Consider the following 12,032-nt stretch of genomic DNA (forward strand, 5'->3'; position numbering starts at 1 on the left):
TTCCCGGCGACGATGTCACGCTCGTGGTCGCCGATGTACCAGATGCTGTCCGGCGCCAGTCGCAGCTTGCCGGCGGCGTACAGCAGCGGGTCGGGATGCGGCTTGGCGCGGTTGAGGTCGTCGCCGCACACCACGACCGCCGGCCGCAGGGCCAGTGCCTCGAGGAGCCGGCGTGTGAGCCCCCCGGGCTTGTTGGTCACCACGCCCCAGGGCAGTAGGCGGGCATCGAGTTCCTCCACCAGCCGGTCCAGGCCCGGGAACAGCCGCGTGTGGACCGCGAGGTTCTCCGCGTACAGGGCCAGGAAGCGATCGCGCAGCGCCTGGTAGGCCTCGTGGTCGGGCGTGATGTCCAGCCCGATGGCCAGCAGGCCGCGCGCGCCGTTCGAGACGTGGGGACGGATCTGAGCGGGCGGCATCGGCTCGAGTCCTTCCTCCACGCGCAGGCGGTTGAGTGACGCGGCCATGTCCGGCGCCGTGTCGAGCAGGGTGCCGTCGAGGTCGAACAGAATGGCTTTCGGCACGGTCAATGGCATCAGGATTCCTTGACGAAGGCCATCAGGTAGTTGACGTCGAGATCCCGGTCGTTGAGCGAGAACTCCCGGGTCAGCGGGTTGTAGACGATGCCCGTCGAGGCGATCGGGCGCAAGCCGGCCCGGCGGCCCATGCGCGCCAGCTCTCCGGGCCGGATGAAGTGCCCATGGTCGTGCGTGCCCTTCGGCACCATGCCCAGGACGTACTCGGCGGCCACGATGCCGAGCAGCCAGGACTTGGCGTTGCGGTTGAGCGTGGACAGGAAGACGTGACCCCCGGGTCGCACCGCCGTGGCCAGCGCGTCGATGATCGACTGCGGCTCGTCGACGTGCTCGAGCATCTCCATGCAGGTGACCACGTCGAACTCCCCGTCGTGCTCCGGGGCGAAGCGGGTCACGTCCGCGACGCGGTAGTCGATGTCCAGGTACTCCGGGGCGTGCTCGCGGGCCACCTCGATCACGTCCTCGGCGAGATCCAGCGCCGTGACCTTCGCCCCGCTGCGCGCCAGTGACTCGGCGAGAATCCCGCCCCCGCAGCCGACGTCCAGCACCGCCTGGTCGCCCGGGTCGCTGTGCTCTTCGATGAAGGCCATGCGCAGCGGGTTGATGGCGTGCAGCGAGGCGAACGGACCGTCGCTGTCCCACCATTGCCGGGCAAGCTGGTTGAAGTGCGCCAGTTCCTCGGGCGAGGCGCTGGAGGCCGTGGTGTCCTGCGATGTCGTGGAGCGGTTCTTCGGTGACATGGCGGTTGGGAACTCCATTAAAGGGCGTTCCTGATCTCTAGGATCGGGGCGCGCCAGGCCTTCGCTCGCTCGATGATGGCCCGGGCATCCAGGTGGCGCAACCGGCCGTGGCGAAGCAGCGCCTTGCCGTCGATCCAGACGTCGCTCACCTGCCGGCGCGAGGCGCTGTAGATCAGGGTGGATACCGGGTCGAAGACCGGCTGGGTCTCCGGCTCGTCGAGGTTGACGGCCACCAGGTCGGCGCGCTTGCCGGGCTCGATCGAGCCGACGCGGTCGTCGAGCCCGAAGGCCCGGGCCCCGCCGAGGGTGGCCATGTGCAGCGCCTGGTGGGCGGTGACCGCCGAGGCATCGCCGTGAACGTACTTGCCGACCAGCGCGGCGGTGCGCATCTCGTCGAACATGTCCAGGTCGTTGTTGCTCGCCGCCCCGTCCGTGCCCAGCCCGACGTTCACCCCGGCCTCCAGCAGGCGGGCCACCGGGCAGAAGCCGGAGGCGAGCTTGAGGTTCGACTGCGGCGAGTGCAGTACGTGGGTGCCCGTCTGCACCAGGCGCTCAATCTCCGCGTCCGTCAGCTGCGTCATGTGCACGGCGACCAGGTGCTCGTTGAGCAGGCCGAGGCGATCGAGGCGGGCGAGTGGGCGCTCCCCGGTCTCGGCGACGGCCTGATCGACCTCGTGGGCCGTCTCGTGGACGTGCATGTGTATCGGCAGGTCGAGCTGGTCGCCGATGGTGCGGACCCGGGTCAGCGCCGCATCGCCGACGGTGTAGGGCGCGTGCGGGGCCAGGGCGAAGTCGACGCGCGGGTGGCGGCGCCAGGTGTCGATCAGGTCGATGCCCTTGGCCAGCGCCTCCTCGGGGTCGGCGGACCAGGGGTTGGGGGCGTCGATCACCACGATGCCGAACACCCCGCGCATCCCGGACTCGACGACCGCCTCGATGGCGGCCTCGGGGAAGAAGTACATGTCGGCCAGACACGTCGTGCCGCCCCGGATCATCTCCAGCATCGCGAGCATGCTGCCGTCGCGGACGAAATCCATGCCCAGCATCTGCCCCTCTACCGGCCAGATGTGATTCTCGAGCCAGGTTATCAGCGGCAGGTCGTCGGCCATGCCGCGCATCAGGCTCATCGCCGCGTGGGTATGTCCGTTGACCAGACCCGGGATGAGCGCGTGCTCGGGCAGGTCGATCCAGTCCCCGGCACCGAGGCGGGCGCGCGCCTGGTCGCGGGGGAGGATCGCCTCGATCTCGCCGTCGCGGACCACCACCGCATGCTCCTCGAGCACGACGTCTTGCGGGGCGACGGGGACGAGCCAGCGGGGGGCGAGGATCTGGAGGTGCGGGCGGTCGGCGGTCATGGTCGGTGCGAACCCGGGTTTTGAAGGGGTTGGAAAACAGCGCAAGACTAGCACGGCAGGGATCTCCCGCCCGGGACTACGGGGCGGGCGGAAAACGTGCTAAGCTCAAGCGCTTGCATTCCCGGCCTGCTGGCCGGACGGGGTCCGCATCGTTCGGCCCCGGCACGAAATCAATGATACGAATAGACGCGCTCGTCGGCAGGGGAGCGCGCTTTTTGGTTTTGACACATTCCAAACGTCGGAATGGGATCGTCGAGGATTGCCGTGAGCGAGTTTCTGTTGCCAACCTACAATCGCCAGCCGGTGTGTTTCGTCCGGGGGGAAGGCCCCTACCTGTGGGACGAGGCCGGCATGCAGTATCTCGATGCCATCAGCGGCATCGCGGTGACCGGCCTCGGTCATGCCCAGCCGGACATCGCCGAGGCGATCTGCGACCAGGCCAAGACGCTCATCCATACCTCGAACCTCTACGGCATTCCCTGGCAGGAGCGCCTCGGCGAGCGGCTCGCCGCGCTGTCGGGCATGGAGAAGGTGTTCTTCGCCAATTCCGGCACGGAGGCCAACGAGGCGGCCATCAAGCTCGCCCGCCTGCACGGTCGCCGCCGCGAGGTCGCCAACCCGAAGATCGCGGTGATGGAGCACAGCTTCCACGGCCGCACCCTGGCCGCGCTCGCCGCCACCGGCAACGCCGCCATCCAGAAGGGCTTCGAGCCGTTGCTCGACGGCTTCGTCCGCCTGCCGTTCGGTGATGCCGAGGCCCTGAGGCGGGCGGCTGCCGACGAGGAGATCGTCGCCGTCCTGCTCGAACCGGTGCAGGGCGAGGGCGGCGTCCGTCCGGCCCCCGAGGGCTATCTCGCCGCCGTGCGCGAGATCTGCGACCGGCACGACTGGCTGATGATGGTCGACGAGGTGCAGACCGGCATCGGCCGCACCGGTCGCTGGTTCGGGTTCCAGCACGAGGATGTGCTCCCGGACGTGATGACCCTGGCCAAGGGGCTGGGCAACGGCGTGCCCATCGGTGCCTGCCTGACCGCGGGCCGGGCGACCGAGCTGTTCGGGCCGGGCAGCCACGGCTCGACCTTCGGCGGCAACCCGCTGGTGTGCCGGGTCGCCTGCACCGTGCTCGACGTGATCGAGCGCGACGGCCTGGTCGCGCGGGCCGAGTCGCTGGGCCGTCAGCTGGTCGAGCGCATCTCGGCGGGACTGGCCGACCTGCCGGCCTGCCGCGACGTGCGCGGCCGCGGCCTGATGGTGGGCATCGAGCTCGACCGCCCCTGCGGGGAGCTGGTGGGCCGGGCCCTGTCCGAGAACCTGCTCATCAACGTGACGGCCGGGTCGGTGATCCGCCTGTTGCCGCCGTTGATCCTGAGTGCCTCGCAGGCCGACCTGATCGCCGATCGCCTCGTCGCACTGGTTCGAAACTGGCTCGACACGACCGAGCCCGCCGAATAAAACCGGCCACGGCCCTGCCGGGCCCGGCCGCCAATGGAAAGCGAGACCCATGTCGACACGTCACTTCCTCAGCCTGTTCGATCTCACCACCGACGAGTATCGCGCCCTGTTCGAGCGCGCCGGCCAGATCCAGGCCGCCCGCGAACGCGGCGAGCGTCCCGGCACGCTCGAGCGGCGCGTGCTGGGCATGATCTTCGAGAAGGCCTCCACCCGGACGCGCCTGTCGTTCGAGTCGGGCATGGCCCAGCTCGGCGGCTCGGCGATCTTCCTGTCGCCGCGCGACACGCAGCTCGGCCGCGGCGAGCCGATCGAGGATTCTGCGCGCGTCATGTCGCGGATGGTCGACGCGATCATGATCCGCGCCAACGACCACGGCATGGTCGAGACCTTCGCCGCCAACAGCCGCGTGCCGGTGATCAACGCGCTGACCGACCTCAATCACCCCTGCCAGTTGCTGGCCGACGTGTACACCTACCAGCGCCATCGCGGCTCGATCGCCGGCAAGCGGGTCGCCTGGGTCGGTGACGGCTTCAACATGTGCCATTCGTACATCAACGCCGCCCGGGTGTTCGGCTTCGAGCTGACCGTGGCCGCGCCGAGCGGCTACGAGCCGGCGACCGAGGTGGTCGAGGCGGCCGGCGATCACGTGCGCCTGGTCGAGAGCGCCGATGCGGCGGTCGAGGGCGCGGATCTCGTGGTCACCGACGTCTGGGCCTCGATGGGGCAGGAGGAGGAGCGCCTGCGCCGGCTGCGCGACTTCCAGAACTACCAGATCAACGACGAGATCATGGCCCGGGCGAAGGGCGATGCGCTGTTCATGCACTGCCTGCCGGCCCACCGGGGCGAGGAAGTGTCGGCCAGCGTCATCGACGGGCCGAGCAGCGTGGTCTGGGACGAGGCCGAGGCCCGCATGTATACCCAGCAGGCGCTGGTGGAGTTCCTGATCCTCGGCGAGTTTCCCGGCAGCTCGGGCTGAGCCGTGGCACGGTGGGCGACGGGCCCATGACGAGACGGCGCGGCTTCCACCGCGCCGTTTTTGCGTTCAGGTGCCGAATGCCGGCCGAGGCGCGGCGGATTGAAGGCGGGCGCCGGGCCGCTCAGCGCATGCGCCGGGTCTTGTCGACCATGCGCAGGGTGGAGCGGCTGTTGTTGTAGCGCGCGACCAGGGGCAGGGGGATCCAGCGCAGGGCGAAGGATTCCTCGTTGCCGGGCACGGGGAGGCGGTCGTCGATCTCGACGAGGTAGCGGATGTCGATGTGCTCGTGGGGCTGGGCGTCCGGGTGGGGCTCCTGGGTGGAGTGGATGTCGACGTCGAAGATCCCCTCGCCGACCAGCCGGATGTGCTCGGGGGCGACACCCGTCTCCTCGGCGCACTCCTTGAGGGCCACCGCACGCATGTCGGTGGCGCCGTCGGCATGCCCGCCGGGCTGGAGCCAGCAATCGAGCTTGCGGTGGTGCATCAGCAGCACCGCGGTGCGGGCCGGGTTGACCACCCAGGTGGAGGCCGAGACGTGCGCCGGCAGATGGTCTCGGTAGAAGGTGTCCGGGTGGGCGGCGACGAACTGCCGCGCGCGCTGGACGAAGGCCGCCTCGTCCAGGTGGCGTGTCCGGTAGCGGGCGAGTTGGTCGAGCAGGTCGCAGCGATGCATGGCGCGATACGCTCCTAGGTGTACGCCGGGTTCTTGACCGCGGCGATGGCGGCGCGGGCGGCCTCTTCGACGTCGCCCTCGCGGCCGGCGATGGTCAGGCGCCCGTACTTGCCCACGGCGCGCACGTCGATCAGCGAGATGTTGGCGGCCTTCTCGGCCTGGTTGGCCGCGTAGACGATGTAGCCGGCCGGTTCGACCTCAAGGATGAACATGGCCTGGTCGGGCAGGATCATGTTGCCGCGACGGTTCTGGCGGTTGATCAGGACCGTGTGGTCCGGCGTCATGCCGGTGATGATCTCCTGCCAGGCGATCTCGCACGGCTGCCTGGCGGTCTGCTCCTGGCGCAGGTAGTCGAGAATGGTCTCGCCGGCCTGGACCACGTCGCTCTGGACCCGGTGGTGGATGACCATCGAGCCGAAGGCGCGCTCGACCACCTGCTGGGCCAGTCGGACCCGGGATGACTTGAGCGCGATGTCGGTCAGGCGGTGGACGGCCATGCCCGGCGAGACTTCCACCCACAGGCAGGCGTCACCCGGAATCGGCAGGAAACCCTGGGACACCGTCGCCATGTACTCAGCCACCTGGGGCTGAAGCGAGTCGATGAAGACGTATGTCCGGAGTTCGATCATGCGGGGCGGGCCTTGGCGAAGCGCCGTTGAAGTATCAGGTAACCTCGGGAATTCGCGAGTCTACCATCAGCAAGTGCCGGGAAGCATTGCGATCCCTTATGGCTGCCATATGGTTTCCGCCCTCGGCCAGCCGCCACGGTTCAGCCGATCCTGAGGTAGTCCCCGCCGTGCTCCTTGAGAAAGGCGAGAAACTCGCGGGCGATGACGGAAAGCGCCTTGCCGCGAGGGTAGACGATGTTCCAGTAGCGCTCCAGCGGGAATCCCTCGACGTCGAGCTTGACCAGCGGACCGGCCTCGCTCTCGAGGTTGAGCGCATGCTCGGAGACCACCGAGATGCCCAGTTGGCCGACCACGGCGTGCTTGATCGACTCGTTGCCTTCCAGCACCAGGCGTTGCCGGAGCTTGAGCCCGTGCTGGGCGAAGTGTTCCTCGACCTTGTGCCGGATGCCGGAACCCGGCTCGCGCATGATGAACGGCTCCTCGGCGATGCGCTCGATGGGGATATTGCGCTCGCGCGCCAGCGGGTGGTCCCGGTGGGCGATCACCACCAGCGGGTTGGGCGCGAAGGGGATCAGCTCGAGATCGATCCCGCTGTCGGGCACGTGGCCGATGATGTAGAGATCCGACAGGTTGTCCTCGATGCGCTTGAGCAGCGTGTCGCGGTTGGAGACCTTCAGTTCCATCTCGATGTCGGGGTACTGCTTGGCGAAATCCCCCATCGCCAGCGGGGCGAAGTACTTGGCGGTGGTGATCACCGACAGGCGCAGCCGACCCTTCTTCAGTCCCTTTAGGTCGTTGAGCGACATCTCGAGGTTCGACAGCGCGTCGATCACGTCGCGGCAGCCGCGGGCGACCAGGTTGCCGGCGTCGGTGAGGAAGATCTTGCGGCCGATCTGCTCGAACAGCGGCATGCCCACCGTTTCCGAGAGGCTTTTCACCTGCGCGGACACGGTCGGCTGGGTCAGGAACAGTTCCTCGGCCGCCCGCGTGAAGCTGCCCAGGCGGGCGACCGCCTCCACGATCTCGATCTGCCTCAATGTCGCATGCCTGAGCAGGTAGCGCGCCTCGGCCTGTCGTCCGTCATCCGGCATGTCGTTCTCCGTTCCACCCTTGTTGCATAGAGCAAATTCTATGCGACTGACCAATGGATATCGATATCTCTTTGCATTTCGCGCCAGATGCCGGCGACCGATGCAACGCCAACCGGCAAGGCATGCATTGGAATTTCCACGCCCTCGCATAGATCCGAATCTATTCATGGAGGGGTACGCCTTCTTCCATCGAATCCGGCCCATGACGCGGTCAAACGTCGCCACGGCGACCATGGAGCCGGTTCCCGGCGCCCTCGGTTTCATCAGATCAGGGCTTTTCCCCGGTTGCATAGACTAATGTCAATGGGTGCCTTCGGTAATTCGTATTGGTTCCGGCCAGCCGCCATCACTACCTTGCCTCTTGCTGACGGGACCGCGGCATCGCGGTTCCGGTCAACCCGCGTCACCGGAGGGGGACCAACCATGGACATGCAAACCACCTGGCCGATCGCCGGAGCCTTGCTCCTGCTCATGCCGCTACTCCTGCTGGTGGCGGCATTGCCGTCCACGTCCGGGGGCGTCGAAGTGGCCCGCCGTTATCGCCAGCGGGTGCGTTGGGCGGCAATCGGCGCCCTTGCTCTCGCCATTGCGGCCGTGCTGGCCTACCTGGCGGGCAGCCAGCACCATCTCACGGCGGCCGCGCTCCCCCTGCCGGGCGGCATCGGCGCGCTCGCACTCTCGGTGCAGGTCGACCAGCTCACCCTGGTCCTGGCGGTCCTCGTGGCATTCGTCGTCACCCTGATCGCCCGCTACAGCGAGAAGTACCTGGACGGCGACCCCCGGCAGGCCCGCTTCTTCCGCCTGCTCGCGCTGACCGCCGGCTTCTTCCTGCTGGTCGTGATCGCCGCCAACCTCGCGCTGTTCGCGCTGGCGATCATCCTGACCGGCTTTTCCCTGCACAAGCTGTTGCTGTTCTACCCGGACCGCCCGCGCGCGGTCATGGCCACGCACAAGAAATCCCTGTTCAGCCGCAGTGCCGATGCCTGCCTGGTCGGCGCCACCGTCCTGATCGGTCACCAGGTCGGCAGCCTGCAGTTCGACGCGATCGCCGAGTGGGCCCACGCCCAGGACGGCATGCCGTTCGGCATGCACGCCGCGGCGTTCCTGATCGTGCTCGCCGCGATCCTCAAGAGCGCCCAGTTCCCGTTCCACGGCTGGCTCCTGCAAGTGATGGAGGCGCCCACCCCGGTCTCGGCGCTGATGCACGCGGGCATCGTCTACAGCGGGGCGATCATCGTGCTGCGCACCAGCGAGTTCCTCGCCATTCAGGGCAGCGCACTGTTCCTGCTCGCCATCATGGGGCTGGTCACGCTGGTGATCGCCTCGCTGGTGATGCTCACGCAGACGGCGGTGAAGTCCTCGCTGGCCTGGTCCACCACCGGCCAGCTCGGCTTCATGCTGCTCGAGTTGGGCCTGGGCCTGTTCGCCCTGGCGCTGCTGCACCTCGTCGGCCACTCGCTCTACAAGGCGCATGCCTTCCTCGCCGCCGGCAGCATTCCCGACCAGCTGCGTCAGCCCAAGCCGGCCGCGCGCCGCCGGGTAGGCTTCGGCACCTGGGCGGTGTCGATCGCCGCAAGCCTCGCACTGACCGCGGCACTGGCCGCCGTGCTGGGGCTGTCGGTGAGCCACGAGCCGGCGCTGATCGCCCTGGTCGCGATCGTCGCCCTGGCGGTGGCCCAACTGGTGCTCAAGGCGATCATGGTTGCCCCGGGGGCTGCCGGCATCGCCCGTGCCGCGGGGCTGGCCGCGATCATGGCCGCGGTCTACTTCGCCCTGCACGAGGCGTTCGTGACCCTGTTCGGCCCGACCGTCGCGGCGATTCCGGACGCCCTGACGCCGGCCTACGGCCTGATGCTGGCGCTGACCACGATCAGCTTCCTGTTCCTTGCCTGGCTGCAGGGGCCGGGGCGCGAACACTTCAACGGCTCGGGCCGCAAGGGACTGTTCGTGCATCTCTACAACGGGCTCTATGTCGACCTGCTGGTCGAACGCGCCGCGCATCGCCTCTGGCCCGACAAGGTGGGGCAACACCGGTCACGCCACGGCGCCATCAAGGCGCGAGCGCAGGCCACCACCCAATCCTGATTCCGACTCCTTGAGCGCCGGTCGACACCGGGAGGACACTGCCATGACGCAGGCAACGCAAGCACGACACCAGAACGCCCAGGCGGCCCAGCCGCCCGAACGCCTCGATCTCGAGCGGGTTCGCCAACTGGCGGACGCCGCCGGTCGCAAGATCGCCCCGCTCTGGCCGCTGGACTCGTTCGTCGCGGTCAACCCCTATCTCGGCCTGATCGATCAGTCGTTCAGCCGGGCCAGCGGCTACCTCGGCGCGATCGCGGGCGAACGCACCTTCATGGACCACGACTGGTATGCGGCCCGGTGGCGCGACGGGCGTCTGACCCGCGAGCACATCGAGCGCGCCGTCGAGCAGCTCGGCAACCCGGTGGCCGTCGATACGGTCATCAGCGCCCTCGAATCCCCCCGCACGACGAGTACCCCGGTGCCCATGCTGGTCGAGAAGCTCGACCGCCCCGGCGCGGCGCCGATCTCGATCTTCGTCGTCGACCAGATCAGCCACTTTCTCGCCGCCCATTTCGACCGCGGCCAGGCCATCTGGAGTGCGCCCGACGAGAGCGAGTCGCTCTATCGTGCCTGGCGGGAGTACACGCTGATCGATCGCAGCGCCCAGGCGGCCGGGCTGGGCCAGGCTCGCCGCTACCTGCGCGAGGTACCCAGCGACCCGATCGAAGCGATCGCCTGGGCGATCGAGACCCTGCGGCTGCCCGAGTCGGTGCACGCCGACTACCTGTTCGCCGCGCTCAAGTCGATCAACGGCTGGGCGTCCTACTGCCGCTACCGCCTGTGGAACGCCGAGCTCAATGGGGGGACCAGCGAGGAGCTGACCGACCTGCTGGCCGTGCGCCTGGTCTGGGAGGCGCTCGCGCTCAAGTCCACCGACAGTGCCGCGATCCGGCGCGACTGGCAGCGCGAGATCGAGCGCCACCACGAGGCGATCGCCACCGCCGAGAACGAGGCGGTCATCGACGAGGTCATGCTCACGGCCACGGAGATCGCCTTCCGCAGCCCGGTGATCCGGCACTTCCGGGCGACCAACGGGGAGCACCGTGCGGACACGGCCCGCCCGCCGATGCAGGCGGCGTTCTGCATCGACGTGCGCTCGGAGGTCTTCCGTCGCCACCTCGAGACGAGCTTTCCCGGCGCGCAGACCATCGGCTTTGCCGGCTTCTTCGGCGTGCCGCTGGCCTACAGCCGCCTGGGCGAGTCGCAGTGCCGCACGCACACGCCGGTGCTGCTCAACCCCGGCGTGACGGTTGCCGACCGCGTCGAGGGCGGTGACGAGGCGGGCCGGGCACTCGCCGAGCGACGTGAACAGCGCATCGGCAATGGCCTGTCGTGGAAGCAGTTCAAGCTCTCGGCGGCCTCCTGCTTCACCTTCGTCGAGTCGGCCGGGCTGACCTACATCCCGAAGCTGATCGGCGACACGCTCGGCTGGCACACCCCGGCCCCGCCGCCGGACCAGGCCGGGCTGACCGACGAGGAGCGCGCGCGGATCCACCCGTCGCTGTCCGCCGAGGGCGACCTCGAGGCGCGCGTGGGCATGGCCGAGGGCATTCTGCGCGGGTTGGGCCTGACCGGGGAGATCGCCCCGATCGTGCTGCTGGCCGGCCACGGCAGCACCACGACCAACAACCCGCACCGCGCGGGACTGGACTGCGGCGCCTGCGCCGGGCAGACCGGCGAGGTCAGCGCCCGGGTGGCCGCCGACCTGCTCAACGACCCGGCGATCCGCGCGGGGCTGATTGAGCGCGGCATCGAGATCCCCGCGGACACGCGCTTTGTCGCCGCGCTGCACGACACCACCACCGACGAGGTCGACCTGCTCGACCTCGACGAGGGGGCGGTCGACCCGGCAAAGCTCGACGAGTTGCGCCAGGCGCTGGTCCAGGCCGGTGATCTCACCCGCCTGGAGCGGCTGGTCACGCTGCGCGAAGATCTGTCCGACAGCCCGGCCGATCGCGAGGCCGCGCGCAAGGCGGTCACCCACCGTGGTCGGGACTGGTCCGAGGTGCGCCCGGAGTGGGGCCTGGCCGGCAACGCCGCCTTCATCGCCGCACCACGCGAACGCACCCGCGGCCTGGATCTCGCCGGCCGGTCGTTCCTGCACGACTACGACTGGCGCCAGGACGAGGGCTTCGGCGTGCTCGAGCTGATCCTGACCGCGCCGCTGGTGGTGGCCAGCTGGATCAACCTGCAGTACTACGGTTCCACCGTGGACAACGAGCGCCAGGGGTCGGGCAACAAGGTGCTGCACAACGTCGTCGGCGGGCTGGTCGGGGTTCTCGAGGGCAACGGCGGCGACCTGCGGGTGGGCCTGTCGATGCAGTCGCTTCACGACGGCGAGAACTGGCGCCACGAGCCGCTGCGCCTGTCGGCCTTCGTCGAGGCACCGGCCGAGGCGATCGACCGGATCATTGCCGGCAACGAGACCCTGCAGCACCTGGTCGGCAACCGCTGGCTCACCCTGCTGCGGATCACCGACGCGGGCGACGTCGAGCGCC

At 68.8% G+C, this 12,032-nt stretch carries 10 protein-coding genes; 4 read left to right on the forward strand and 6 right to left on the reverse strand.

What is annotated here, in order from left to right; translation table 11 throughout:
• The 3 genes from ACLFMY_RS06280 to ACLFMY_RS06290 form a co-directional block, all read right to left on the reverse strand.
• Nucleotides 1-533, reverse strand: a 533-nt coding sequence (locus ACLFMY_RS06280) for an HAD-IA family hydrolase (RefSeq protein ID WP_410763749.1), incomplete at its 3' end; no start/stop codon positions are given.
• A complete protein-coding gene (ubiG, locus tag ACLFMY_RS06285) occupies nt 533-1,273 on the reverse strand; it encodes a bifunctional 2-polyprenyl-6-hydroxyphenol methylase/3-demethylubiquinol 3-O-methyltransferase UbiG (RefSeq protein WP_410763758.1) in 741 nt (246 codons plus the stop codon). The genes ubiG and ACLFMY_RS06280, both read right to left, overlap by 1 nt.
• 17 nt (nt 1,274-1,290) lie before the next feature.
• Nucleotides 1,291-2,628 carry a TRZ/ATZ family hydrolase gene (locus tag ACLFMY_RS06290; RefSeq protein WP_410763750.1) on the reverse strand — a complete coding sequence of 446 codons (1,338 nt, stop codon included), beginning with the start codon at nt 2,626-2,628 and terminating at the stop codon, nt 1,291-1,293.
• A 264-nt stretch (nt 2,629-2,892) separates the two neighbouring features.
• Between ACLFMY_RS06290 and ACLFMY_RS06295 the strand changes: the two genes are divergently transcribed.
• Both ACLFMY_RS06295 and argF read left to right on the forward strand, forming a co-directional pair.
• Nucleotides 2,893-4,080, forward strand: coding sequence for an acetylornithine transaminase (locus tag ACLFMY_RS06295; RefSeq protein ID WP_410763751.1), 1,188 nt, complete (start codon nt 2,893-2,895; stop codon nt 4,078-4,080).
• A 49-nt stretch (nt 4,081-4,129) separates the two neighbouring features.
• Nucleotides 4,130-5,056 carry an ornithine carbamoyltransferase gene (gene argF / locus ACLFMY_RS06300; protein WP_410763752.1) on the forward strand — a complete coding sequence of 309 codons (927 nt, stop codon included), beginning with the start codon at nt 4,130-4,132 and terminating at the stop codon, nt 5,054-5,056.
• Between the two features lie 121 nt (nt 5,057-5,177).
• On the opposite strand, the gene ACLFMY_RS06305 is transcribed toward argF, so the two are convergent.
• The 3 genes from ACLFMY_RS06305 to ACLFMY_RS06315 form a co-directional block, all read right to left on the reverse strand.
• Complete coding sequence (locus ACLFMY_RS06305) at nt 5,178-5,729, reverse strand: NUDIX hydrolase (RefSeq protein WP_410763753.1); 552 nt, start codon at nt 5,727-5,729, stop codon at nt 5,178-5,180.
• Nucleotides 5,730-5,743: 14 nt separating this feature from the next.
• The gene (locus ACLFMY_RS06310) at nt 5,744-6,358 is read right to left on the reverse strand and encodes a BMC domain-containing protein (RefSeq protein WP_410763754.1); all 615 of its coding nucleotides are present in this window, start codon (nt 6,356-6,358) and stop codon (nt 5,744-5,746) included.
• A 140-nt stretch (nt 6,359-6,498) separates the two neighbouring features.
• Entirely contained in the window at nt 6,499-7,449 is a 951-nt protein-coding gene (locus ACLFMY_RS06315; RefSeq protein WP_410763755.1) for a LysR substrate-binding domain-containing protein, read from the reverse strand.
• Between the two features lie 423 nt (nt 7,450-7,872).
• On the opposite strand from ACLFMY_RS06315, the gene ACLFMY_RS06320 reads away from it, so the two are divergent.
• Both ACLFMY_RS06320 and ACLFMY_RS06325 read left to right on the forward strand, forming a co-directional pair.
• Nucleotides 7,873-9,534: a proton-conducting transporter membrane subunit gene (locus tag ACLFMY_RS06320; RefSeq protein ID WP_410763756.1), complete on the forward strand. Its 1,662-nt coding sequence runs from the start codon at nt 7,873-7,875 to the stop codon at nt 9,532-9,534.
• A 43-nt stretch (nt 9,535-9,577) separates the two neighbouring features.
• A partial coding sequence (locus ACLFMY_RS06325) for a YbcC family protein (protein ID WP_410763757.1) occupies nt 9,578-12,032 on the forward strand: 2,455 nt, incomplete at its 3' end.

Origin of the sequence: Guyparkeria sp., assembly GCF_046545975.1 — a bacterium.
Taxonomy (GTDB): Bacteria; Pseudomonadota; Gammaproteobacteria; order Halothiobacillales; family Halothiobacillaceae; genus Guyparkeria.

What these genes read in the sequence shown, in the direction of transcription:
- ubiG (WP_410763758.1), bottom strand. Translation starts at nt 1,273, where the DNA reads ATGTCACCGAAGAACCGCTCCACGACATCGCAGGACACCACGGCCTCC.
- ACLFMY_RS06290 (WP_410763750.1), bottom strand. Translation starts at nt 2,628, where the DNA reads ATGACCGCCGACCGCCCGCACCTCCAGATCCTCGCCCCCCGCTGGCTC.
- argF (WP_410763752.1), top strand. Translation starts at nt 4,130, where the DNA reads ATGTCGACACGTCACTTCCTCAGCCTGTTCGATCTCACCACCGACGAG.
- ACLFMY_RS06305 (WP_410763753.1), bottom strand. Translation starts at nt 5,729, where the DNA reads ATGCATCGCTGCGACCTGCTCGACCAACTCGCCCGCTACCGGACACGC.
- ACLFMY_RS06310 (WP_410763754.1), bottom strand. Translation starts at nt 6,358, where the DNA reads ATGATCGAACTCCGGACATACGTCTTCATCGACTCGCTTCAGCCCCAG.
- ACLFMY_RS06315 (WP_410763755.1), bottom strand. Translation starts at nt 7,449, where the DNA reads ATGCCGGATGACGGACGACAGGCCGAGGCGCGCTACCTGCTCAGGCAT.
- ACLFMY_RS06320 (WP_410763756.1), top strand. Translation starts at nt 7,873, where the DNA reads ATGGACATGCAAACCACCTGGCCGATCGCCGGAGCCTTGCTCCTGCTC.